The sequence below is a fragment of the Ramlibacter sp. Leaf400 genome, from assembly GCF_001424545.1.
Classification (GTDB): domain Bacteria; phylum Pseudomonadota; class Gammaproteobacteria; order Burkholderiales; family Burkholderiaceae_C; genus Ramlibacter.
Map to the genome: position 1 here is coordinate 24,802 of NZ_LMQL01000009.1, position 23,208 is coordinate 48,009.

The window sequence follows — 23,208 nt, forward strand, 5'->3', positions numbered from 1 at the left end:
AAAGGATAGCAACAACCGGGCCCGACGAGCGCGCCGCTCGGGGGCGCGACCGGGCCATCCCGCACCTGCGGGGAGCGTCGGCTGCTCTTCCGTGTGCCCGACGGGGTCAGGGCGTCGTGGTGGCGCCGTCCGCCTCGGTGGCGGGCAGGCGGTGGCGCCAGTACCGGCCCGACGCCTCGCGCTCGCAGCGCAGTTCCAGGGGCCGGGCCGACGACCAGGATGCGGCGCCGCACCGGTCCGACGCACGAACCGGAACGCCCCGCTGCGCATACCGCGCGAGCACCGGCGCCGCCGGATGGCCGAAGCGGTTGCGGTAACCCGCCTGCACCAGCGCCCAGCGCGGACGCACCGCGTCCAGGAAGGCATCGCTGGACGAGGTCTTGCTGCCGTGGTGCGGCACCAGCAGCAGGTCGGACCGCAGCGGCGCATCGCGGTCGACCAGGGCCCGCTCCTGCGGCTGCTCGATGTCGCCGGCCAGCAGCGCCGACCCGCCCGCGCCGGACACGCGCAGCACGCAGCTCGCGCCGTTGGCCTTTCGCACCGCCGGCTCTTCCATCGCGGGATGGAGGATCTCGAAGGCGACGCCGTCCCACTCCCAATGCTGCCCCGCCCGGCAAGAGGTGAGCGGCCGCAGCGACGCCAGCGGATGCCCGGGCTCCAGCGAAGCCAGCAGGTCCGCGCCGGGATGCGCGGCCAGCACGGCCGCCGCGCCGCCCGTGTGGTCGCTGTCGCGGTGGCTCAGCACCAGCCGGTCGACGCCGTCGCCCAGCGCGCGCAGCAGCGGCACCAGCACGCGCTGGCCGGCGTCGGTGTCCGTGCTGAAGCGCGGGCCGGTGTCGTAGACCAGGGTGTGGCGGGCGGTGCGGACGATGATGGCGTTGCCCTGGCCGACGTCCGCCGCGAGCAGCTCGAACTCGCCGGCCGGCGGCCGCGGCGCCTGCCACAGCAGCGCCGGCAGCAGCAGCGGAACGCCCAGCGCGCGCACCGGCAACGGCAGGCGCAGCGACAGCAGCAGGCCCCCCAGGACACCGGCCGCACCTGCCCACAGCGGCGGCGCCGCCCCCGCCCACACCGCGAAGGGCCACGAAGCCATCCACTGCAAGCCCGCGCCCAGCGCCTGCACCGCGCCCGCGGCCAGGTCCCAGGCCGGCCCCATCACCGCGCCGGCCATCGCCAGCGGCGTGACCACCAGCGTCACCCAGGGGATCGCCACCAGGTTGGCGACCAGGCCCACCAGCGACACCTGGCCGAACATCAGCAGCGACAGCGGCGCCAGCGCCACCGTGACCACGGCCTGCTCGCGCAGCAGCGCGGCCAGCCGCGCCTGCGCGCCGGACGGCCGCGGCCCGCCCGGGTCGGTGGCGAACAGCACGCCGACGGCGATGAAGCTCAGCCAGAAGCCCGCCTGCATCAGGGCCCAGGGATCGGCCGTGACCACCACCGCGCAAGCGAACAGCCAGGTCACCGGCCAGGGCCAGCGCCGGCCGGACAGCCGCAGCCATGCCACCGACGCCAGCATCAGCACCGTGCGCTGCGCCGGCACGCCCCAGCCGCTGAAGAGCGCGTAGCCGGCCGCCAGCAGCAGCCCGCCGGCGAGCGCCGCGTGCGGCGCCGGCCAGGCCAGGCACAGGCGCGTGCTGCGCCGCCAGGCCGCGCCCACGGCCGCCGCCGCCAGCCACGCGAACATGGTGACGTGCAGACCGGAGATCGACAGCAGGTGGGCCACGCCGGTGGCGCGGAACACGTCCCAGTCGGCCTTGTCGATGGCCGCCTGGTCGCCGGTGACGAGTGCGGCCACCACGCCGGCCAGTGGCCGGTCGGCCAGGCGCGCGAAGACCGCGTCGCGCACGGATTGCCGGGCCTGCTCCACCGGATGGCGCAGCGTGGCGCCCAGCAGCAGGGGCTGCGGGTGGGCCGGGCCCGCGCGCACGTAGCCGGTGGCCTGCACGCCCTGCTCCCACAGCCACAGCTCGTGGTCGAAGCCGTGCGGGTTGGCATGGCCGTGCGGCGCACGCAGCCGGACCGTGAAGCGCCAGCGCTCGCCCGCGCGCAAGGCCGGTGCGGCGCGCTGCGGCTCGAAGCCGCCGGCGGCCTCGCCCGCATACCAGCCCAGCGACAGCAGGCGCGGCAGCACGACCGCACGGCCCTGGTCGGAGGCCTCCTCGACCGTGAAGCGGAAGCGCTGCCCCAGCTCGTTGCTCTGGGGCATGGCGGCCAGGGTGCCGGTGATGGCCAGGTCGCGTCCTTCGAGTGAAGGGTCCAGGCCACGCGAGGCGAAGGCCGCGGCGCGAGCCCCGCACAGGCCGAACGCCAGCGTGGCGGCCAGCAGCAGCGCAAGGCCGCGCTCGATCGGGGCGCGAGCGCCGACGCCGCGTACCAGCAGCACGCCCATCAACACCAACGCCGCGCCGCCCAACGCGAGGTAGGCGGCCGATCCCCACAGGTCGGGCTGCTGCAGCTGCACGGCCGGCCCCAGCACCGCGCCCGCCAGCAGCGGCACCCACCACCTGCCGCCTGGCGAGCCGTCGTCGTGCATATCAAGCACAACGGCACTGCGCAGGATCTTGCCGACCCCCGCTCCTCTCCGATCTGCGGACCAACAGCCCGCGAACCCCGTCATTCCCGCGGAGGCGGGAATCCAGTGCTCCCGCCCCCGCCCCCGCCCCGCCCCTCGCCCCTCGCCCCTCGCCCCTCGCCCCTCGCCCCTCGCCCCTCGCCCCTCGCCCCCGCACGCAGGCCCCGGACTTGCTAGCATCCCTCGCACATGTCCATCCACGCCGCACTGAACCACGTCACCCGCTACAAGTACGACCGTCCGGTGCGCCTCGGGCCGCAGATGGTGCGGCTGCGGCCCGCCCCCCACACGCGCGGCAAAGTGCTGTCCTACTCCCTGCGCGTCGAGCCGGCCAAGCACTTCATCAACTGGCAGCAGGACCCCTTCGCCAACTACCAGGCCCGCCTGGTGTTCCCCGAGCCCGCCACCGAGTTCACCGTGACGGTGGACCTGGTGGTGGAGATGGCGGTCTACAACCCGTTCGATTTCTTCCTGGAGCCCAGCGCCGAGACCTTCCCCTTCCGGTACGACCCGCTGGTGGCCGAGGAACTCGCGCCCTACCGGGCCTGCGAGCCGCTCACGCCGCGGGTGGGCCACTACCTGGAGAAGATCGACCGCAAGCCGCAGCCCACCATCGACTTCCTGGTCGCGCTCAACCAGCGGGTGCAGCACGACGTGCGCTACCTCATCCGCATGGAGCCCGGCGTGCAGACGCCGGAGGAGACGCTGGCCAACGCCAGCGGGTCCTGCCGCGACTCCGGCTGGCTGCTGGTGCAGCTGCTGCGCAACCTGGGCCTGGCCGCGCGCTTCGTCTCCGGCTACCTGATCCAGCTCACGCCCGACGTCAAGGCGCTGGACGGCCCCAGCGGCACCACCGTCGACTTCACCGACCTGCACGCCTGGTGCGAGGTCTACCTGCCCGGGGCCGGCTGGATCGGCCTGGACCCCACCTCGGGCCTGCTGGCCGGCGAAGGCCACATCCCGCTGGCCTGCACGCCCCAGCCCTCGGGCGCTGCGCCGATCGAAGGGATGGTGGACGACGCCGAGGTCGAGTTCAGCCACCACATGAAGGTGACGCGCATCCACGAATCGCCGCGCGTCACCCGGCCCTACACCGACGAGCAGTGGCAGGACGTGCTGGCCCTGGGCGAACAGGTCGACCGCGACCTGGTCGAGGGCGACGTTCGCCTGACCATGGGCGGCGAGCCCACCTTCGTCTCCACGCGAAACCGCGACGCGGGCGAATGGAACACCGATGCGCTGGGCCCCACCAAGCGCGCCCTGGCCACCGAACTGGTGCACAAGCTGCGCGACCGTTATGGGCGCGGCGGCTTCCTGCACTTCGGCCAGGGCAAGTGGTACCCGGGCGAGCAGCTGCCGCGCTGGGCGCTGTCGATCTACTGGCGCGCCGACGGCCAGCCGTGCTGGCGCAACCCGGACCTCTTCGCCGACGAGCGCCAGCCGCACCACTACACCAGCGAGGACGCGCGCCGCTTCACCCAGCACCTGGCGCAGCGGCTCAACCTCAGCGACCGCTTCATCCAGCCGGGCTACGAGGACGTCTTCTACTTCCTGTGGCGCGAGCGGCGGCTGCCCGTCAACGTCGACCCGTTCGACTCGCGGCTGGACGACGAACTGGAGCGCGCCCGGCTGCGGCGCGTGTTCGAGCAGAAACTCGATTCGGCGGTGGGCTACGTGCTGCCGCTGCAGGCCAATCCGCAATCGGAGAAGCCGCGCCCCGACGGACCGGTGTGGTCCACCGGCCCCTGGTTCGTGCGCGACGAGCGCCTGTACCTGGTGCCCGGCGATTCGCCCATGGGCTACCGCCTGCCGCTGGACGCGCTGCCCTGGGTGAGCAAGAAGGACCAGGAACTCCTGGTCGAGCAGGACCCGACGGCGCCGCGTGCGCCCTTCGCGCCGATCCCCAGCGAGGCGCCGTACGTCCCGCAGGCGGCTCTGGGGCGCCAGGAAACGATCGGGCCCGTGCGCGTCGCCAGCCCGCCGCAGCCCGGCCCCGTGCCCGCGCCGGCCCGCTTCGAATCGGCCCGCGAGCTGTCGCGCACCGCCCTGTGCGTGGAGGCGCGCGACCCGCGCCGGGCCAACGGCCCGCAGGCCGAGAAGGTGGGCGACAAGAGCAGCGTGCTCTACGTCTTCATGCCGCCGCTGGCCGACGCGCAGGACTACCTGGACCTGCTGGCCGCGGTCGAGGACACGGCACAGGCCCTGGGCGTGAAGATCGTGCTGGAGGGTTATCCGCCGCCGCGGGACGCGCGCCTGAAGCTGCTGCAGGTGACGCCCGATCCCGGGGTGATCGAGGTCAACATCCACCCCGCGCACAACTGGCGCGAGCTGGTCGACCACACCGAGTTCCTCTACCAGGCGGCTTTCGAGACGCACCTGTCGGCCGAGAAGTTCATGACCGACGGGCGCCACACCGGCACCGGCGGCGGCAACCACTTCGTGCTGGGCGGCGCCACGCCGGCCGACTCGCCCTTCCTGCGGCGGCCCGAGCTGCTGGCCAGCCTGCTGCTGTACTGGCACAACCATCCTTCGCTGTCGTACCTGTTCTCGGGCCTGTTCATCGGCCCGACCTCGCAGGCGCCGCGGGTGGACGAGGCCCGCAACGACCAGCTGTACGAGCTGGAGATCGCGCTGCGCGAGATCGAGCGCAACCGCCAGGTCCATGGGCAGGACATGCCGCCCTGGCTGGTGGACCGGGCGCTTCGCAACGTGCTGGTCGACGTGACCGGCAACACCCACCGCAGCGAGTTCTGCATCGACAAGCTGTACTCGCCCGACTCGGCCACCGGCCGCCTGGGCCTGCTGGAGCTGCGCGCCTTCGAGATGCCGCCGCACGCGCGCATGAGCGTGGTGCAGCAGCTGCTGCTGCGCGCCCTGGTCGCGCGCTTCTGGCGCGAGCCTTACCGCGCGCCGGTCACGCGCTGGGGCACCCAGCTGCACGACCGCTGGCTGCTGCCCACCTTCGTGCAGGCCGACCTGCACGACGTGCTCAAGGAGCTGCGCGAGGCCGGCTATGCGTTCGATCCGGCCTGGTTCGCGCCGCACTTCGAGTTCCGTTTCCCGCGCGTGGGCCAGGTGCAGGCCGCGGGCGCGGAGCTCACGCTGCGCAACGCACTGGAGCCCTGGCACGTGATGGGCGAGGAAGGCGCGATCGGCGGCACCGTGCGCTACGTCGACTCCTCCCTGGAGCGCATCGAGGTGCGCGTCACCGGCCTGAACGAGAGCCGCTACGTGGTCACCGTCAACGGCCGGGCGCTGCCGCTGCAGCCCACCGGCACGGCCGGCGACTTCGTCTGCGGCGTGCGCTATCGCGCGTGGAACCCGCCTTCGGCGCTGCACCCCACCATCGGCGTGCACGCGCCGCTCACGTTCGACCTCGTCGACACCTGGATGGCCCGCTCGCTCGGCGGCTGCCAGTACCACGTGGCGCATCCCGGGGGTCGCAACTACCAGACGTTCCCCGTGAACGCCTACGAGGCCGAGAGCCGGCGGCTGGCGCGCTTCTTCCGCATGGGGCACACGCCGGGCCGCTTGCAGGTGCCGCCTGCCACGGTGGGGGTGGCGGGCAGTCGGGAGTTTCCGTTCACGCTTGATTTGCGTTCGCCGCCGGGGGGTTAGGCGAGCAGCGCGCCTGCCGCGTGGGGAACAGGGTGCGGAGGCGAGCGGGAGAGCCTCTCCGTCCCGCCGCCCCCCTCGCCACCGCCACCGCCTTTTTCGCCCCCGTCATCCCCGCGAAGGCGGGGATCCAGTGCTTCCCTGCAGTCCGCTGAAGGCGGACGCTCTGGATTCCCGCCTTCGCGGGAATGACGAAGCAGGGCGAGCGGGAACGGCGGGGCGAAGAGAAAGAGCGCAATGACGGTGTGGCCCTGCCAGCGAACCACCACCGCCCCCTGCCGCAGGCCCCGAACAGCAATGCGCCACCTGCCGGAACGCCCCCCAATCTTTCCCCATATGCTCGACCAAACACACCTGACCCACAGCCGAGCACCCCTCATTCCCACCTAAGACTTCGCTAAGCGTCACCTCACGGTGCCTTTCTAAAGTTGCGTCCACGGGTTCACGAGAACCCGCCAGAGAAAACCCCTCCCGACCCACTGAAAGGAAACACCATGAACCGCTATGCAGCCGCCCTCCTCGCCGTGTCCGCCGCCGCCTTCGGTGGCCAGGTCCTCGCCGAAACCCCGAACGCCGTGCCCGAGCAGAAGTTCGTCTCCACCAAGAGCCGTGCCGACGTGCAGGCCGAGCTGGCCCAGTACAAGCAGGCCGGCGTGAACCCCTGGGCCACCTCGTACAACCAGCTGCGCGGCTTCAAGAGCACCAACAGCCGCGAACAGGTGACGGCCGAATTCATCGCCGCTCGTGACGTCGTCGCCGCCTTCGGCCGCGAAGACAGCGGCTCGGCCTACCTGGCCCAGGCCACGCAGCGCGTGCCGTCCGCCACCACCCTGGCCGGCCAGGCCGACGCCATCGTCCGCTGAAGCGGGCGCCCTCGTCCGCTAAAGCGGGCGCCATCGTCCACTGAAGCGGGCGACATCGTCCGCTGAACCGGGCGATCGCCCTTAGCCGACCGCACCGCCACCCCCGGCGCTGCCGCTCGGCCACAAAGCTCCCCCCGCGGTGCCTCGCGGCGGGGAGTTTTTCTTTTCATCTAGGGAACCCGTCCGACGCTCAACCGTGAGTGGCTTTGCCATTCTTGCGGGCGTGCTGGAACTCCTTGCCATTCTGGCGGCCGTGGCCGCCGCGCTGATCGTCGTCAACTTCGGTGGGTCCGAGCGACGCGTCGAACAGGAGATACAGCATCTCTACACGGTGGAAGACCCGCAGTTCGTGCGGGCCATGGCCATGCTGCTGGGCCCCACCATCGTCCAGGGCAACCAGGTGCGCGAGCTGATCAACGGCGACCGCATCTTCCCGGCCATGCTGGAAGCCATCCGCGGCGCCAGGAAGACGGTGCTGTTCGAGACGTTCATCTACTGGTCGGGCGACATCGGGACCGAATTCGCGGAAGCGCTGTCCGAGCGCGCGAAGGCCGGCGTGAAGGTTCACGTGCTGCTCGACTGGGTGGGCAGCACCAAGGTCGATCGCGAGCTGGTTCACCGGATGCGCGACGCCGGCGTCGAGGTGCGCATGTTCCATCCGCTGCGCTGGTACAACCTCGGCCGCATGAACAACCGCACCCACCGCAAGCTGCTGATCGTGGACGGCCGCATCGGCTTCACCGGCGGGGTGGGCATCGCGCCGCAGTGGTGCGGCGACGCGCAGGACCCGGACCACTGGCGCGACTCGCACTTCCGCGTCGAAGGCCCGGTGGTGGCGCAGATGCAGAGCGTGATGCTGTCCAACTGGAGCCGCACCACCGGCTGCGTGCTGCACGGGCAGGGGTACTTCCCGGCGCTGGAACCGGCCGGCGACATGCCGGCGCAGATGTTCCACAGCTCGCCCGCGGACGGCAGCGAGAGCATGCTGATGATGATGCTGCTGGGGATCACGGCCGCGGTGCGCAGCATCGACATTGCCAGCGCCTACTTCGTGCCGGACGAGGTGGCGCTCAAGTCGCTGCGCTCGGCGGTGGAGCGCGGCGCGCGGGTGCGCGTGATCACGCCCGGCAAGCACACCGACCAGGACACGGTGCGCCACGCCTCGCGCGGCCTGTGGGGCCCGCTGCTGGAGGCCGGGGTCGAGATGTACGAGTACCAGCCCACCATGCTCCACTGCAAGATGATGATCGTGGACGGGCTGCTCACGTCCGTGGGCTCCACCAACTTCGACCCGCGCTCGTTCCACCTGAACGACGAGGCCAACCTGAACGTGTACGACGCCACCTTCGCGCGCCGGATGACCGAGGTGTTCGAGCAGGACCTCGAGAAGAGCCGGCGCATCACGCTGCAGGAGTGGCAGAACCGGCCGGCCCGCCAGAAGCTGCGTGAGCGCATGAGCACCTGGCTCAAGCCGCTGCTTTGAGGATCTGGCTCCTCCCAGTGCTCGGGGAGCGAGGCGCCGAAGCCCGGATCAGAAAAGAAAACGGCCGGGGATTCCGGCCGTCAGGTGTCGTGGACGCACTGAAGCGGGTTCGGCGCGCTACTCCTGTGCCTTCCAGACCAAGACCCGATTGTTGCCGGCATCGACCACGATCAGGTTGCGGCCGTGAAAATGGACGCCACTGGGGAGCTTCAATGAATTACCCAGCACACCGGAAAACCTTCGATCTTTGTGGTTGAAGTCCCTTTGCCCGATGACCTGGTTGGCAGGTTGGAAGTCGGCCTCCGGGATGCTGTCCCAGATCAGGATGCGGTCATTGCACTGGTCAGCTACCGCCAATTGCCCAGCCTCACTGACATCAATCGATGAAGGGCAGGCGAGAGACATGGCCGAAGGTTCCAATATCAATGTCTCGCTGGGATTCGGTTGACCCACCACGAAATCTGCCGCTTGGAAATCGGTGGTTGGCAGGTTCTTCCAGATCAAGACACGATTGTTCCCCTGATCGGCCACGATCAGCCTCCTTCCATCGGACCACACCGACGTGGGATCGCGCAACGTCGATCCGGACGGTCTGTCATTGCCGTCGTTGGCCGCGCACGTATTCTTGAACTCTTGGCCCACCACGACATTGGCAGGCCCCAGTTCGCCTGACTCGGGGATCGAGTGCCAGATCAGGACTCGATTGTTCCCGCCGTCTGCAATGATCAGGGGCCCGGCTGGTGCCACCAAGTAGGCCCCTCTGGGCGACCTCATGTCTCGGTCAGTGCAGCCTGCAACGCCCGTGCCGACCACATCAGGATTGGTGCTCGCCCCCGAGGCGGTGGGCGCTGTGTTGTAGATGCTGACCGAGTTGGTCGCGTCAAGGACGACGAGCTTCTGACCATGTAGTGCCACCCCGCTCGGAAAAGTCGTGGGCAACACGAAGGTAGCGGTCTGCCCGTTTGCCCCTTGATAGTCGCCAAAGACCATCAGCCGATTGTTGCCACGATCCGCCACGATGAGCTTGCCGTCCCCGGTGACGCCTGGATTGCCCGCCGGCGAATCCATGCGATCCAGCCTTCCTTCTTCGTCGGGCACGCTTTCTTGGAATGTCCCTTGCCCGAGCACTACCGATGCCGAAGGGTCGCCCCCGAACTGGAGCAAGGGCGGCCCGGGAGGGGGGCTCACCGGCGGCGGGGCGGGCGTGAGCCCGTCCCCGGCATCCCCGCCGCCGCCACCGCCGCAGCCTGCAACCGCCGCCATCATCAAACTTGCGGCCAACAGCCGCACCGCTGCGTTTGAACGAATCCCCATGTTTACTCCTTGTTGAGAAGAACGCGGGCGGATGGTGCTAGCTCGGGTCACACGCGAACAAGGAGAGAGGTCACTGCTCAGCGCTACTTTCCGAGGCGGTTGAAGTGGGTCGTGCGCATCCGATGTGACAATCGCGCCAAGTGGACACTCCGATCGAATCGCTGTTCGATAACACCCGCCTGCACGACCCGGCCGCCCTGGCGCCGCCGGCGGCCGTCGGGCATTTCGACGAGCTGCGCAGCGCGGTGGCGCCGGCCGACGGCCGCCGCGCCCAGCCGCTGGCGCCCGCCTGGGCGAAGTTCTACGAGCACCTGGGCGGCGCCGGCTTCGCCGACCTGGACGGCCGGCTGCAGGACCTGGCGCGCCAGGTGCGCGACAACGGCATCACCTACAACGTCTACGCCGACGCCGGCGGGCCGCAGCGGCCCTGGTCGCTCGACCTGTTCCCGCTGATCGTCACGCCCGACAGCTGGCGGCGCATCGAGACCGGCCTCTTGCAGCGGGTGCGGCTGCTGGACAGCATCCTGGCCGACGTCTACGGCCCGCAGCAGGTGCTGGCCCGCAACCTGCTGCCGCCGGCCCTGGTGCAGGGCCACCCCGGCTACCTGCGGCCGCTGCACGGCGTGCGCCCGGCCGGCGACACCTTCCTGCACATCGCCGCCTTCGACCTCGCCCGCGACCCGCGCGGCGACTGGTGGGTGGTGTCGCAGCGCACCCAGGCGCCCTCGGGCCTGGGCTACCTGCTGGAGAACCGGCTGATCATCTCGCGCCTGTTCCCGCAGGCCTTCAGCGCGCTCAAGGTGCAGCGGCTGGCGTCCACCTACCGCGCGCTGTTCGAGGGCCTTTGCACCATGAGCGGCGCCGGCAAGGACGCGCGCATCGTGCTGCTCACGCCCGGCCCGTACAACGAGACCTACTTCGAGCACGCCTACCTGGCGCGCTACCTGGGCCTGACGCTGGTGGAGGGCAGCGACCTGACGGTGCGCGACCAGCGCCTGTACCTCAAGACGCTGCACGGGCTGGAGCCGGTGCACGGGCTGCTCAAGCGCATGGACGACGAGTTCCTGGACCCGCTGGAGCTGCGTTCCGATTCGCGCCTGGGCGTGCCCGGCCTGCTGCAGGCCATCCGCGCCGGCAACGTGCTGGTGGCCAACGCGCCCGGCTCGGGCTTCCTGGAGTCGCCCGCCCTGCTGGGCTTCCTGCCGGCGCTGTCGCGCGAGCTGCTGGGCGAGGAGCTGGCGCTGCCTTCGATCCCGAGCTGGTGGTGCGGCGAGCGCGCCGCGATGGATGCGGCGCTGCCGCAGCTGGCCGCCGGCGTGATCAAGACCACCTACGGCGGCGCCGGGTCGGGCGCGGTCCTGGGCCGCCACCTGGCCCCGCGCGAGCTGGACGAATGGGCCGGCCGCATCGTGCGCGATCCGGGCGAGCACACGGTGCAGGACTACCTGCCGCTGTCGCAGATGCCGACCTGGAAGGATCGGCGCCTGACGCCGCGCTCGCTGATCCTGCGCGTGTTCGCGGTGTCCGACGGCCCGCAGTCCTGGCGCATCCTGCCCGGGGGCCTGACGCGCATCGCCGGCGGCACGCTGGAGATCGCCTCCATGCAGCGCGGCGGCAGCAGCGCCGACACCTGGGTGATGACCGACGGGCAGGTCGACCCCACCAGCCTGCTGCGCCACCAGCACCCGGCCGGCGAGGTGGCGCTGCGCGGCCGCACCGTCACCAGCCGCTCGGCCGAGAACCTGTTCTGGCTGGGCCGCTACACCGAGCGCACCGAGAACACCGCCCGCCTGGCACGGCTGGCGCTGCAGTCGCTCAACGGCGAGGACCAGGGCGCGCAGCCGCTGCTGGCCTGGCTGGGCGAGCTGGCCTCGGAACACGGCCTGGTGCTGCCCAAGGTGCCGCCCCCCACCCTGTCGCGCCGGGTGTTCGAGCGCTCGCTGGTGGCCACGCTGGCCGACACCGAGCGGGCCCGCAGCGTGGGCTTCAACCTGGGCGCGCTGCGCTCGGCGGCCTCGGCGGTGCGCGAGCGCCTGTCGCAGGAGCACTGGAACCTGATCGTGAAGGCGCAGCAGGTCTTCCTGCGGGGCTGCCGGGAGGGCGCGGCGGACGGCAACTACTCGCCGGTCGAAGCGCTGCAGGTGCTGGAGACGCTGTCGGGCCACACCGCGGCCATGACCGGTGCGCAGGCCGACCGGATGATGCGCGACGACGGCTGGCGCCTGCTGTCCACCGGGCGCCACCTGGAGCGCCTGGGCTTCCTGTCGTCGGCCCTGGCGGCCGCCTTCGAGACCGGCGCCGTGCACCACGAGGCCGGGTACGAGGCCGTGGTGGCGCTGTTCGACAGCACGATCACTTTCCACGCGCAGTACCAGCAGCGGCACGACCTGCCGGCGCTGCTGGACCTGCTGGTGATCGACCGCGACAACCCGCGCTCGCTGGCCTGGGTGGCGCAGACGCTGCGCGGCCGCCTCGCGCGGCTGGAAGGCACCGCGCCCGGCCAGGTGCCCGGGATCGCGCTGACCGTGCCCGATCCGCGCGGCTGGACGCTGGAGGCGCTGAGCGCGCGCAAGGGCGACGGCCGCCACGCCGCCGCCATCGAGCTGCTGGAGCAGTGCGCCACGGCGGCCTACCAGCTTTCGGACGCGCTCGGCGCGCGCTACTTCACGCATTCGGTCGACGCGCGCTTCAGCGTCGGCGCCTGAGCCCTTCCTTCCATGCTGCTGCACGTCGTCCACGAGACCGTCTACGACTACTCGCCGCCGGTGCGCACGGCGCAGCACATGGCGCACCTGCGGCCGTCGGCGCGCGACGGCCAGAAGCTGCTGCGGCACAAGCTGGAGATCTCGCCCGAACCGGCGCAGCACAGCGAGTCGATGGACGTGTTCGGCAACACGCGCAGCTTCTTCGGCCTGCAGGCCACGCACGACAGCCTGCGGGTGGTGGCCGACAGCGTGGTGGCCACGGTGCCGCACGACGTGCCGGACACCAGCCTGTCGTGGGAAGAAGCGCGCGAGCGCCTGCGCTACCACCGCGGCGCCGAGTACGACCCGGCCGCCGAGTTCGCCTTCGGCTCGCCCTACGTGCCGCGCCATGCCGACTTCGCGAACTACGCGCGTGCCAGTTTCGTTGCGGGCCGTCCGCTGATCGACGCCGCGCGGGACCTGACGAGCCGCGTCCACGAGGACTTCGAGTACGTGTCGCAGGCCACGGATGCGAGCACGCCCGCGCTGGAGGCACTGGAGCTGCGCCGCGGCGTGTGCCAGGACTTCGCCCACGTGATGCTGGGGTGCCTGCGCAGCCTGGGGCTGCCGGCGCGCTACGTCAGCGGCTACCTGCTGACCGAACCGCCGCCGGGCCGGCCGCGCCTGGTGGGCAGCGACGCGTCGCACGCCTGGGTGTCGGTCTACCTGCCGTCGCAGACCGGGCGCGGCCGCTGGGCCGACCTCGACCCCACCAACGACCGCGCGGCGGGCGAGGACTACGTGACGCTGGCGGTGGGCCGCGACTACGCGGACGTCTCGCCGATCCGCGGCGTGATCCACGGCGGCGCGCAGCACACGCTCGAGGTCGCCGTGACGGTGACGCCACTGGATGCGCAGGCCGCCGGCGCGTTCCCTACAATCGCCGACCCCATCCCAAAGGACTCACGATGAGCGTCTACGACAAGCTGAAGGAACTCGGCATCACCCTGCCGCCCGTGGCCACGCCCGCCGCCGCCTACGTGCCCTTCGTGCGCACCGGCAACCTGGTGTTCATCTCCGGCCACACGGCCAAGCGCGACGGCAAGCCCTGGGTGGGCCAGCTGGGCAAGACCATGAACACCGAGGAAGGCAAGCAGGCCGCGCGTTCCATCGCCGTCGACCTGATGGGCACGCTGCAAGCGGCCGTGGGCGACCTGAACAACGTGCGCCGCATCGTCAAGGTGATGAGCCTGGTGAATTCGTCGCCCGACTTCATCGAGCACCACCTGGTCACCAACGGCGCCAGCGAGCTGTTCGGCCAGGTGTTCGGCGACAAGGGCGCGCACGCGCGCAGCGCCTTCGGCGTGGCGCAGATCCCGACGGGGTCTTGCGTGGAGATCGAGCTGATCGCGGAAGTCGGCTGACGGCTATCGCTATTTCGACGCCGGCAACGCGTACGTCCCCACCGCGTGCGCCACCGGCTCCTCGACCCCCTCCGAGTACAGCCACACCTCGCCCACCGCCAGCGTGCGGCCCAGCTTCATCAGGCGGCAGTCGCCGATCACGTTCCGGTCGCCCGCCGGCTTGCGCATGAAGTTGAAGCTCAGGCTGGTGGTGACCGTCAGCGGCACGATCCCGATCTCGCCGAGGATGGCCACGTAGAGCGCCACGTCGGCGGTGGCCATCATCACCGGCCCCGACACCGTGCCGCCCGGCCGCAGCTCGCCCCGGCCCACCTCGTGCAGCACGCGGCAGGCGCGGTTGCCCACCTCCAGCACCCGCACCCGGGTCTGCGGGAACTCCGCCGCGATGAACGCGCTGATCTCTTCCTTGGTCGCCATGCTCACTCCACGCGGTCGATGGACACCGGCTCGAACGTGAAGTTGCCCGGCTTGCCCTTGCTGTTGCGCGCGCCCGCCGCATTGTTCAGGGAGCGCACCTCCAGCGTCTCGTCGCGCTCCTTGCCGCGGAAGGTGCCGCGCAGGATGACGCTGCGCACGTAGGCGGCCGCGCCCGCGAGCGTCTCCTTCTTGTCCAGGTCCATCAGCATCAGCCCGCGCCCGCCGTTGGCCTGCGGCCGCAGCTCGCCGATCGGGAAGGTGAGGATGCGGCGGGACGACGACACGCAGGCAACGTGGGTGGCCGGGGAGTTCGCCGGCGTCACCGGCGCACCGGGTTGCGGCGGCACGTTGGCCGGCGAAGGCTTGCAGACCATCTCGCCCGGCGCGCAGCTGATGAAGGACTTGCCGCCGCGCTGGCGCGACATCATGTTCTCCACCGTCGCCAGGAAGCCGTAGCCGCCGCTGTTGGACAGCAGCAGCCAGGCGCCGGCCGCGCCGGCGAAGTAGTGCACCAGCTGCGAGCCCGATTCCAGGTCGATGTAGGTGGTGACGGGCTGGCCGTCGCCGCGCGCGCCCGGCAGCGTGGACACCGGGATGGAATACACCCGCCCGTTGCTGCCGAAGGCCAGCAGCGTGTCGACCGTGCGGCACTCGAAGGTGCCGTACAGGCCGTCGCCGGCCTTGAAGGCGAAGCTGGCGGCCTCGTGCCCGTGGCCCTGGCGCGCCCGCACCCAGCCCTTCTGCGAGACCACGACCGTCACCGGTTCGTCGACCACGCGCACTTCGGCGACGGCGCGCTTCTCGGCCTGGATCAGCGTGCGTCGCGCATCGGCGAACTGCTTCGCGTCCTGCTCGATCTCCTTGACCATCAGCCGGCGCAGCGCGGCCGGGCTGCCCAGGATCTCCTCCAGCTTCTTCTGGTCCTCGCGCAGGTTCTTCAGCTCCTGCTCGATGCGGATGGCCTCCAGCCGGGCCAGTTGGCGCAGCCGGATCTCCAGGATGTCCTCGGCCTGGCGGTCCGACAGCTTGAAGCGGTCGATCAGCGACTGCTTGGGCTCGTCGCTGCCGCGGATGATGGCGATCACCTCGTCGATGTTCAGCAGCACCAGCTGCCGGCCCTCGAGGATGTGGATGCGGTCCAGCACCTTGTCCAGGCGGTGCCGCGAGCGGCGCTCGATGGTGCGCTGGCGGAAGGCGATCCACTCCTCCAGCATCTGGCGCAGCGACTTCTGCACCGGCCGGCCGTCCAGTCCCACCATGGTGAGGTTGACCGGCACCGACGTCTCCAGGCTGGTGTGGGCCAGCAGCGTGGTGATCAGCTCGCTCTGCTCGATGCGGCTGGTCTTGGGCTCGAACACCAGGCGCACGGCGGCGTCCTTGCTCGACTCGTCGCGCACCGCGTCCAGCACCGACAGCACGGTCTGCTTGAGCTGCAGCTGCTCCTGCAGCAGCGCCTTCTTGCCGGCCCTGACCTTGGGATTGGTGAGCTCCTCGATCTCCTCCAGCACGCGCTGCGAGCTCACGCCCGGCGGCAGCTCGTGCACCACCAGCTGCCACTGGCCGCGCGCCAGGTCCTCGATCTTCCAGCGGGCGCGCACCTTGAGCGAGCCGCGGCCGCCGCGGTAGGCCTCGGCGATGTCGTTCGCGCTGCTGATGATCTGGCCGCCGCCCGGGTAGTCGGGGCCGGGCACCAGCGCGAACAGCTCCTCGTCCGTCAGCCTGCCGTTCTTGACCAGCGCCACGCAGGCGTCGGCCACCTCGCGCAGGTTGTGGCTGGGGATCTCGGTGGCCAGGCCGACGGCGATGCCGCTGGCGCCGTTGAGCAGCGCGAACGGCAGGCGCGCGGGCAGCTGCAGCGGCTCCTGCGTGCTGCCGTCGTAGTTGGGCGCGAAGTCCACCGTGCCCTCGTCGATCTCCTCGAGCAGCAGGTTGGTGATGCGCGACAGGCGCGCCTCGGTGTAGCGCATGGCCGCCGCGCCGTCGCCGTCGCGGCTGCCGAAGTTGCCCTGGCCGTCGATCAGCGGGTAGCGCTGGCTGAAGTCCTGCGCCATGCGCACCAGCGCGTCGTACGCCGCCTGGTCGCCGTGCGGATGGAAGCGGCCGAGCACGTCGCCCACCACGCGCGCGCTCTTGACCGGCTTGGGGCCGGCGCCGGTGCCGAAGCCCAGGCCCATGCGCGCCATCGAGTACAGGATGCGGCGCTGCACCGGCTTCTGGCCGTCGCACACGTCGGGCAGCGCGCGGCCCTTGACCACGCTGAGCGCGTATTCCAGGTAGGCCCGCTGCGCGTAGGCGCCCAGGTCCAGGCCGGTGTCGTCCCCTCCGTCGGGGCGGGTGATCAGTTCTTCTTGGTCCATGGTCGGTCAGTCTTGGGCAGCGCCGGCGGGGGCAGGCGGCAGGTTGCCGCGGCCGGCGGCGCCGCCGGGGAGTTCCATGCGCACGCGGGCGGGAGAGCGCGGATCGCGCACCGCCGCCGGCGGCTTGAGCAGGGTGTAGAGCTGCAGCACGGTGCGCACGTAGTTCTGCGTCTCGGGGTAGTCGGGGATGCGGTGGCCGGCGCGGATGACCGCACCCTCGCCCGCGTTGTAGGCCGCCAGCGCCAGCTCCAGCTGGCCGGGGAACAGGTCCAGCAGGTAGCGCAGGTAGCGCGCGCCGGTGCGCAGGTTGGTGCGCGGGTCGGCCAGCTTGCGGTGCAGCGTCAGCTTCGCGTCCGCCGCCAGGCCGTAGCGCTGCGCGGTCGCCGGCATGACCTGCATCAGGCCGATGGCGCCCTTGGGCGAGACCGCCGCGGCGTCGAAGCCCGATTCCGTGGCGATCAGCGCCTGCAGCAGCTCGTACTCGATGTTCTCGGCGCGCGAGACTTCGCGCAGGTGGTGCTTGACCTGCTTGTACGCGGGCGACACCTCGAAGAAGGCGACCAGGCGCGACGCGCTGCGGCTGGGCACGGCCACCGGGCGCGGCGTGGGCTCCTGCCGCGGCAGGCCCTCCGCGGTGTCGAAGCGCTCGCCGCCGCGGAAGAAAAGCTCGTAGCGTTCGTCGACTTTCTCGGTGGCGAAGTGGGCGACGCCCTTGGGGTCGACGTAGCCCCAGACATCGGCCTGGGCGCACGTCATCGCAAAAAAGATCGTCATCCCCGCGAAGGCGGGGATCCAGGCGGCGCGCGGCGCGCCACGGACAAGTCCCCCACCGTCATTCCCGCGGAGGCGGGAATCCAGTGCGTCCGCCTTCGCGGACTGCCGGATGCCCTGGGTCCCCGCCTCCGCGGGGACGACGAGTGATGGTGTCACGCCACCAGCTCCAGCCCCTGCCCCCGCCGCGCGGCGAACTCCGAGCGCAGCATGGACATCACGATCAGCGACTCGAAGCCGCGCCCGCTGCGCACCGATTCGCGCAGCGTGCCCTCGACCACGAAGCCTTCGCCGTCGTACAGCGCCTTGGCCCGCGTGTTGTGGGTCTTCACGTCCAGCCAGAAGCGGTGCGCGCCCAGGTCGTCGAAGGCCACCTTCTTGGCCACCCGCAGCGCGGCGCGGCCGAAGCCGCCGCCCTTGGCCTGCACCACCATGCGCTTGAGCTCCAGCGACTGGTGCGGGCTGCGGCAGCCGATCAGGATCAGGAAGCCGACCGACGCCAGGCCCTCGCCGCCTTCGATGATGAAGTGGCGGAAATCCGGGAAGCGGATGGCCGCCTCGTGCTGCGTGCGCTCCCAGGGCGTGATGAACGGCAGGTTGACCGGATCGCTCTCGATCGAGAGCACGTACTCCAGGTCGCTCTGCATGGTGGGACGCAACCGCACCCGCACCGGCGCACGAGCGGTGCGGTCGTCGGCGGCGGACGGCGTCGTCATGCAGGCGGGCAGGCGTTCAGACGTCGATCTCGACCGCGTCCCCGTGCAGCTCCATCAGCTCGCGCCGGGCCGCGGCCTCGCCCTTGCCCATGAGCTTGGTGATGAGGCCCACGGTGCCGCTGAAGTCCAGCTGGCCCAGGCGCACCGGCAGCAGCCGGCGGGTGTCGGGGTTGAGCGTGGTCTCCCACAGCTGCTCGGCGCTCATCTCGCCCAGGCCCTTGAAGCGGCTGATGGTCCAGGCGCCTTCCTTGACGCCCTCCTTGCGCAGCTTGTCCAGGATGTGGGTGAGCTCGCCGTCGTCCAGCGCGTACTCCTTGCCGGCCGGCTTCTTGCCCCGCGCGGGCACGTCGACGCGGAACAGCGGCGGCCGCGCCACGTACACGTGGCCGGCGTCGATCAGCTTGGGGAAGTGGCGGAAGAACAGCGTGAGCAGCAGCACCTGGATGTGCGAGCCGTCCACGTCGGCATCGGACAGGATGCAGACCTTGCCGTAGCGCAGGCCGGAGAGGTCGGCCTCGTCCTCGGGTCCGTGCGGGTCGACGCCGATGGCCACCGCGATGTCGTGGATCTCGGTGTTGGCGAACAGGCGGTCGCGCTCCACCTCCCAGGTGTTGAGCACCTTGCCGCGCAGCGGCAGCACGGCCTGGCATTCCTTGTCGCGGCCCATCTTGGCGCTGCCGCCGGCCGAGTCGCCCTCGACCAGGAACACCTCGTTGTGGGAGATCTCCTTGCTTTCGCAGTCGGTGAGCTTGCCGGGCAGCACGGCCACGCCCGAGCCCTTGCGCTTCTCGACCTTCTGCCCGGCTTTCTGGCGCGTTTGCGCGGCCTTGATGGCCAGCTCGGCCAGCTTGCGGCCGTACTCGACGTGCTGGTTGAGCCACAGCTCCAGCGCCGGCCGCACGAAGCTGGACACCAGCCGCACCGCGTCGCGCGAGTTCAGCCTCTCCTTGATCTGGCCCTGGAACTGCGGGTCCAGCACCTTGGCCGAGAGCACGTAGGAGGCACGGGCGAACACGTCCTCGGGCAGCAGCTTCACGCCCTTGGGCAGCAGCGAATGCAGCTCGATGAAGCTCTTGACCGCGTTGAACAGGCCGTCGCGCAGGCCGCTCTCGTGGGTGCCGCCGGCGCTGGTGGGGATGAGGTTGACGTAGCTCTCGCGCACCGGCGCGCCGTCCTCGGTGAAGCCCACGCACCAGGCGGCGCCCTCGCCTTCGGCGAAGGTCTCGTTGTTCTCGGCGAAGCCCTCGCCCTCGAACAGCGGGATCACCGGGTCGGCCGGCAGCGTCTGCATGAGGTAGTCGCGCAGGCCGCCCTTGTACTGCCAGCTCTGGCTCTCGCGCGTCTTCTCGTTGACCAGGTAGACGGCCACGCCGGGCATCAGCACGGCCTTGCTGCGCAGCAGGTGGGCCAGCTCGGCCATCGGCAGCTGGGCCGATTCGAAATACTTCGGGTCGGGCCAGGCGCGCACGGTGGTGCCCTGGCGCCGGTCGCCCTCGGCGGCCTTGCGCAGCTTGAGCGGCTCGACCACGTCGCCGCCGGAGAAGACGATGGTGGCGACCTGCCCTTCGCGGTGGCTGGTGACCTCCAGGCGCTTGGCCAGGGCGTTGGTGACGGAGACGCCCACGCCGTGCAGGCCGCCGGAGAAGCTGTAGGCGCCGCCCTTGCCCTTGTCGAACTTGCCGCCGGCGTGCAGGCGGGTGAACACCAGTTCGATCACCGGGGCCTTCTCCTCGGGGTGCAGGCCGAAGGGGATGCCGCGGCCGTCGTCCTCGATGCTGACGGAGCCGTCGGTGTGCAGCGTGACCTTGATGCGCTTGCCGTGGTTGGCCAGCGCCTCGTCGGCGGCGTTGTCCAGCACCTCCTGGATGACGTGCAGCGGGTTGTCCGTGCGGGTGTACATGCCCGGACGCTGCTTGACGGGCTCCAGTCCCTTGAGGACGCGGATGGAACCTTCGGAATACTCGGTGGCGAGGGTAGAGCGCGTGGCCATGGGACGCGGATTGTAGTCGTCGGCCCGGCCGGCGCTGTATGGAACCACAGGCCCGGGCGATTGATGCCGGCCCGTCATCATTCCCCCGGCAAATGAGCATCGGGGTCGTCAGGCCCGCGACGGGCGGGAAAGGGTCCGATTGGCTAAAGTCGCCCGATGCTTGCGACCGACCGTCTTTCCATGCGCCAGGTGCTCATTTGCGGCGCCGCCGTCGTCACCCTGTCCATGGGCATCCGCCACGGCTTCGGCCTGTGGCTGCAGCCGATCACCCAGGCCCAGGGCTGGACCCGCGAGACCTTCGCCTTCGCCATCGCCATCCAGAACCTGGCGTGGGGGGTGTTCGGCGTCTTCGCCGGCATGGCGGCGGACCGCTTCGGCGCCTTCCGGGTGCTGATCGTCGGCGCGGTGCTCTATGCGCTGGGGCTGGCCGGCATGGCGCTGTCGCCCACGCCGCTGCTGTTCGCGCTGACCGCCGGCGTGCTGATCGGCGCGGCGCAGGCCGGCACGACCTACGCGGTCATCTACGGCGTCATCGGCCGCAACATCGATCCGGCCCAGCGCTCCTGGGCCATGGGCATGGCGGCGGCGGCCGGCTCGTTCGGCCAGTTCCTGATGGTGCCGGTGGAAGGCTTCCTGATCTCGGGCATCGGCTGGCAGCAGGCCCTGCTGGCGCTGGCGGTGCTGTCGCTGCTGATCGTGCCGCTGGCCGCCGGCCTGCGCGAGCCGGGCTTTCGCGGCGGCGCGGCGGCGCCCCGGCGCGAGCAGACCATCGGCCAGGCGCTGCGGGAAGCCTTCAAGTACCCCAGCTTCCAGCTGCTGATGGCCGGCTACTTCGTGTGCGGCTTCCAGGTGGTCTTCATCGGCGTGCACATGCCCAGCTACCTGAAGGACAAGGGCCTGTCGCCCCAGGTGGCCAGCTATGCGCTGGCGCTGATCGGCCTGTTCAACATCTTCGGCACGTACATCGCGGGCTCGCTGGGGCAGAAGCTGGCCAAGCGCAAGATCCTGGCCTTCATCTACCTCGGCCGCGCGGTGGCCATCGCTTTGTTCCTGTGGGCGCCGCTGTCGCCGATGTCGGTCTACGTGTTCTCGGCCGTGATGGGGCTCTTGTGGCTGTCCACGGTGCCGCCGACCAATGCGACGGTGGCGCAGATCTTCGGCGTGGCCCACCTGTCCATGCTGGGCGGCTTCGTGTTCTTCAGCCACCAGGTGGGCTCGTTCATGGGCGTCTGGCTGGGCGGCCTGCTGTACGACCGCACCGGCAGCTACGACATCGTCTGGTACCTCGCCATCGCGCTGGGCGTGTTCGCCGCCCTGGTGAACCTGCCGGTGCGCGAGGCCCCGATCCGCCGCGTCCCCGTGGCGCAGCCGGCATGAGCCTGAACCCCCACGCCCGCCGGGCGATCGCCTGGACCGCCGCCCTCGCGGCGCTGGCGGCGGTGTTCGGCCTGTACACGCACCCGCAGGTGGCGGTGCTGCTGGCGGAGCAGATCTGGGCGTGCTTCGGGGGCTGAAGGCGCCGGGATGCCCGCGCTTCCGCGGGAATGACCCGACACGATCAGCCCGCCGGATGACGCAACATCGCGCCCCATGACAACCTACGTGATCACCGGTGCGTCCGACGGCATCGGCGCCGAGCTGGCGCGGCAGCTGGCCGCCCGCTGGCGCGGGGCCGCCTCGCTGGTGCTGGCCGCACGCGACCGCGCCAGGCTGGTCGAAGTGGCCGCCCAGTGCGAAGGCCTGGGGGCCGACGCGATGGCCGTGCCCACCGACGTCACGCAGGAAGAGCAGTGCCGCGCGCTGATCCACACGGCCGTCCACCACTTCGGCGGCATCGACTGCCTGGTGAACAACGCCGGCGTCTCGGCCCACGCGATGTTCGAGGACGTGGCCGCCGCCGACCTGGGCTGGTACCAGGACCTGATGACGGTCAACCTCTGGGGCAGCGTCTGGTGCACCCACGCGGCGCTGCCGCACCTGAAGGCCACGCGCGGCCAGGTGGTGGCCGTGTCCTCGCTGGCCGGCCTGGTGGGCGTGCCGGGGCGTACGGCGTACAGCGCCACCAAGTTCGCGATGACCGGCTTCTTCGAGGCGCTGCGCACCGAGCTCAAGCCCGCCGGCGTGGCGGTGACGATCGCCTACCCGGGCGTGGTCGACACCGAGATCCGCCGCCGCGGCCTCAATGCCCAGGGCCAGCCGGCCGGCCGCAGCGGCCTGAAGGAAGAAGGCGCGATGCCGGTGGACGAATGCGCCACGCAGATCCTCGAAGCCATGGTGGACCGCCGCCGCGAGGTGGTGATGACCGCGCGCGGCAAGCTGGGCCGCTTCGTGAAGCTGCTGGCGCCCGGCGTGGTGGAGAACATGGCGCTGGCGGCACTGGCCGACGACGCCCGCCCCGCGACCGCTGAACCTGCGTCCGCCCGGGCCCGGGACTGACATGCACGGCACGGAAGTCCCCTCGCCCTGGGTCCAGCGCTGGACCCACCTCGTACCGGCCGGTGCGCCGGTGCTGGACGTCGCCTGCGGGCGCGGCCGCCACATGCGCTGGTTCGCCGGCCGCGGCCATCCCGTCACCGGCATCGACCGCGACCCGGAGGCGATCGCCGCGGTGGCACCCCTGGGCCGCGCGCTGCAGGCCGACATCGAGAACGGCCCCTGGCCGCTGCCGGGCGAAACCTTCGGCGCGGTGGTCGTCACCAACTACCTGTGGCGGCCCCTGTGGCCGGCGATCCTGGCCAGCGTTGCCCCTGGCGGCGTCCTGGTCTACGAAACGTTCGCCGAAGGCAACGAGGAAGTCGGCAAGCCCTCGCGCCCGGACTTCCTGCTGCGCAACGGCGAGTTGCTGGAAGCCTGCCGCGGCCTGCGCGTGGTGGCCTACGAGGACGGCTTCCTCGAGGGGCCGCCGCGTTTCGTGCAGCGCATCGTTGCCGTCCAGCCAGGGGCGGGCCAAGGAAGGGCTCGCCACGGGCTCCAAGTAGAATCCCCCATCCCCGAGTGAA

At 71.0% G+C, this 23,208-nt stretch carries 17 protein-coding genes; 10 read left to right on the forward strand and 7 right to left on the reverse strand.

Annotated features, from left to right (window positions below; genetic code table 11):
• Positions 1-106 precede the first annotated feature (106 nt).
• The gene (locus ASG30_RS08325; protein WP_055894881.1) at positions 107-2,536 is read right to left on the reverse strand and encodes a DNA internalization-related competence protein ComEC/Rec2; all 2,430 of its coding nucleotides are present in this window, start codon (positions 2,534-2,536) and stop codon (positions 107-109) included.
• Positions 2,537-2,764: 228 nt separating this feature from the next.
• Between ASG30_RS08325 and ASG30_RS08330 the strand changes: the two genes are divergently transcribed.
• The 3 genes from ASG30_RS08330 to cls all read left to right on the forward strand — a co-directional run bounded on the left by ASG30_RS08330 (position 2,765) and on the right by cls (position 8,536).
• Positions 2,765-6,193: a transglutaminase family protein gene (locus ASG30_RS08330; RefSeq protein ID WP_055894882.1), complete on the forward strand. Its 3,429-nt coding sequence runs from the start codon at positions 2,765-2,767 to the stop codon at positions 6,191-6,193.
• 491 nt (positions 6,194-6,684) lie between these two features.
• Entirely contained in the window at positions 6,685-7,053 is a 369-nt protein-coding gene (locus ASG30_RS08335; protein WP_055894884.1) for a DUF4148 domain-containing protein, read from the forward strand.
• Positions 7,054-7,276: 223 nt separating this feature from the next.
• Positions 7,277-8,536: a cardiolipin synthase gene (gene cls, locus ASG30_RS08340; protein ID WP_055894886.1), complete on the forward strand. Its 1,260-nt coding sequence runs from the start codon at positions 7,277-7,279 to the stop codon at positions 8,534-8,536.
• Between the two features lie 117 nt (positions 8,537-8,653).
• Here cls and ASG30_RS22465 read toward each other — a convergent pair whose 3' ends face one another.
• Positions 8,654-9,850: a hypothetical protein gene (locus tag ASG30_RS22465; protein ID WP_156385461.1), complete on the reverse strand. Its 1,197-nt coding sequence runs from the start codon at positions 9,848-9,850 to the stop codon at positions 8,654-8,656.
• Positions 9,851-9,990: 140 nt separating this feature from the next.
• Here ASG30_RS22465 and ASG30_RS08345 point away from each other — a divergent pair, with 140 nt between their 5' ends.
• Genes ASG30_RS08345 through ASG30_RS08355 form a run of 3 tightly spaced genes read left to right on the forward strand, consistent with a single transcriptional unit; the run spans position 9,991 to position 13,958 of the window.
• Positions 9,991-12,555, forward strand: coding sequence for a circularly permuted type 2 ATP-grasp protein (locus ASG30_RS08345; RefSeq protein WP_055894887.1), 2,565 nt, complete (start codon positions 9,991-9,993; stop codon positions 12,553-12,555).
• A gap of 12 nt (positions 12,556-12,567) precedes the next feature.
• Positions 12,568-13,506: a transglutaminase family protein gene (locus ASG30_RS08350; RefSeq protein ID WP_055894889.1), complete on the forward strand. Its 939-nt coding sequence runs from the start codon at positions 12,568-12,570 to the stop codon at positions 13,504-13,506.
• Positions 13,503-13,958 (forward strand): RidA family protein, encoded by a 456-nt coding sequence (locus tag ASG30_RS08355; RefSeq protein ID WP_055894893.1) that lies wholly within the window; start codon positions 13,503-13,505, stop codon positions 13,956-13,958. The genes ASG30_RS08350 and ASG30_RS08355 overlap by 4 nt, the downstream gene beginning before the upstream one ends.
• A gap of 9 nt (positions 13,959-13,967) precedes the next feature.
• Here ASG30_RS08355 and ASG30_RS08360 read toward each other — a convergent pair whose 3' ends face one another.
• The 5 genes from ASG30_RS08360 to ASG30_RS08380 form a co-directional block, all read right to left on the reverse strand.
• On the reverse strand, positions 13,968-14,375 hold the full coding sequence (locus ASG30_RS08360) for a PaaI family thioesterase (protein WP_055894895.1): 408 nt from the start codon (positions 14,373-14,375) through the stop codon (positions 13,968-13,970).
• Between the two features lie 2 nt (positions 14,376-14,377).
• The gene (gene parC, locus ASG30_RS08365) at positions 14,378-16,732 is read right to left on the reverse strand and encodes a DNA topoisomerase IV subunit A (protein ID WP_055894896.1); all 2,355 of its coding nucleotides are present in this window, start codon (positions 16,730-16,732) and stop codon (positions 14,378-14,380) included.
• A 6-nt stretch (positions 16,733-16,738) separates the two neighbouring features.
• On the reverse strand, positions 16,739-17,506 hold the full coding sequence (locus ASG30_RS08370; protein ID WP_055894898.1) for a lytic transglycosylase domain-containing protein: 768 nt from the start codon (positions 17,504-17,506) through the stop codon (positions 16,739-16,741).
• Between the two features lie 152 nt (positions 17,507-17,658).
• Positions 17,659-18,219 (reverse strand): GNAT family N-acetyltransferase, encoded by a 561-nt coding sequence (locus tag ASG30_RS08375; protein ID WP_055894899.1) that lies wholly within the window; start codon positions 18,217-18,219, stop codon positions 17,659-17,661.
• A 16-nt stretch (positions 18,220-18,235) separates the two neighbouring features.
• A complete protein-coding gene (locus ASG30_RS08380; protein WP_055895822.1) occupies positions 18,236-20,209 on the reverse strand; it encodes a DNA topoisomerase IV subunit B in 1,974 nt (657 codons plus the stop codon).
• Positions 20,210-20,365: 156 nt separating this feature from the next.
• On the opposite strand from ASG30_RS08380, the gene ASG30_RS08385 reads away from it, so the two are divergent.
• From ASG30_RS08385 to ASG30_RS08395, 4 genes are all read left to right on the forward strand, one after another.
• A complete protein-coding gene (locus tag ASG30_RS08385) occupies positions 20,366-21,586 on the forward strand; it encodes an MFS transporter (protein ID WP_055894901.1) in 1,221 nt (406 codons plus the stop codon).
• Positions 21,583-21,723 (forward strand): hypothetical protein, encoded by a 141-nt coding sequence (locus ASG30_RS22860; RefSeq protein ID WP_200947276.1) that lies wholly within the window; start codon positions 21,583-21,585, stop codon positions 21,721-21,723. The genes ASG30_RS08385 and ASG30_RS22860 overlap by 4 nt, the downstream gene beginning before the upstream one ends.
• A gap of 76 nt (positions 21,724-21,799) precedes the next feature.
• Positions 21,800-22,645 (forward strand): SDR family oxidoreductase, encoded by an 846-nt coding sequence (locus ASG30_RS08390; protein WP_055894903.1) that lies wholly within the window; start codon positions 21,800-21,802, stop codon positions 22,643-22,645.
• A 1-nt stretch (position 22,646) separates the two neighbouring features.
• Positions 22,647-23,207, forward strand: coding sequence for a class I SAM-dependent methyltransferase (locus ASG30_RS08395; protein WP_055894905.1), 561 nt, complete (start codon positions 22,647-22,649; stop codon positions 23,205-23,207).
• Position 23,208: the final 1 nt, after the last annotated feature.

Bases quoted from the DNA above. Each gene is read 5' to 3' on its own strand.
- ASG30_RS08325 (WP_055894881.1), bottom strand. From the start codon at position 2,536: ATGCACGACGACGGCTCGCCAGGCGGCAGGTGGTGGGTGCCGCTGCTG.
- ASG30_RS08330 (WP_055894882.1), top strand. From the start codon at position 2,765: ATGTCCATCCACGCCGCACTGAACCACGTCACCCGCTACAAGTACGAC.
- ASG30_RS08335 (WP_055894884.1), top strand. From the start codon at position 6,685: ATGAACCGCTATGCAGCCGCCCTCCTCGCCGTGTCCGCCGCCGCCTTC.
- ASG30_RS22465 (WP_156385461.1), bottom strand. From the start codon at position 9,850: ATGGGGATTCGTTCAAACGCAGCGGTGCGGCTGTTGGCCGCAAGTTTG.
- ASG30_RS08350 (WP_055894889.1), top strand. From the start codon at position 12,568: ATGCTGCTGCACGTCGTCCACGAGACCGTCTACGACTACTCGCCGCCG.
- ASG30_RS08355 (WP_055894893.1), top strand. From the start codon at position 13,503: ATGAGCGTCTACGACAAGCTGAAGGAACTCGGCATCACCCTGCCGCCC.
- ASG30_RS08360 (WP_055894895.1), bottom strand. From the start codon at position 14,375: ATGGCGACCAAGGAAGAGATCAGCGCGTTCATCGCGGCGGAGTTCCCG.
- parC (WP_055894896.1), bottom strand. From the start codon at position 16,732: ATGGACCAAGAAGAACTGATCACCCGCCCCGACGGAGGGGACGACACC.
- ASG30_RS08370 (WP_055894898.1), bottom strand. From the start codon at position 17,506: ATGACGATCTTTTTTGCGATGACGTGCGCCCAGGCCGATGTCTGGGGC.
- ASG30_RS08375 (WP_055894899.1), bottom strand. From the start codon at position 18,219: ATGACGACGCCGTCCGCCGCCGACGACCGCACCGCTCGTGCGCCGGTG.
- ASG30_RS08380 (WP_055895822.1), bottom strand. From the start codon at position 20,209: ATGGCCACGCGCTCTACCCTCGCCACCGAGTATTCCGAAGGTTCCATC.
- ASG30_RS08385 (WP_055894901.1), top strand. From the start codon at position 20,366: ATGCTTGCGACCGACCGTCTTTCCATGCGCCAGGTGCTCATTTGCGGC.
- ASG30_RS22860 (WP_200947276.1), top strand. From the start codon at position 21,583: ATGAGCCTGAACCCCCACGCCCGCCGGGCGATCGCCTGGACCGCCGCC.
- ASG30_RS08390 (WP_055894903.1), top strand. From the start codon at position 21,800: ATGACAACCTACGTGATCACCGGTGCGTCCGACGGCATCGGCGCCGAG.
- ASG30_RS08395 (WP_055894905.1), top strand. From the start codon at position 22,647: ATGCACGGCACGGAAGTCCCCTCGCCCTGGGTCCAGCGCTGGACCCAC.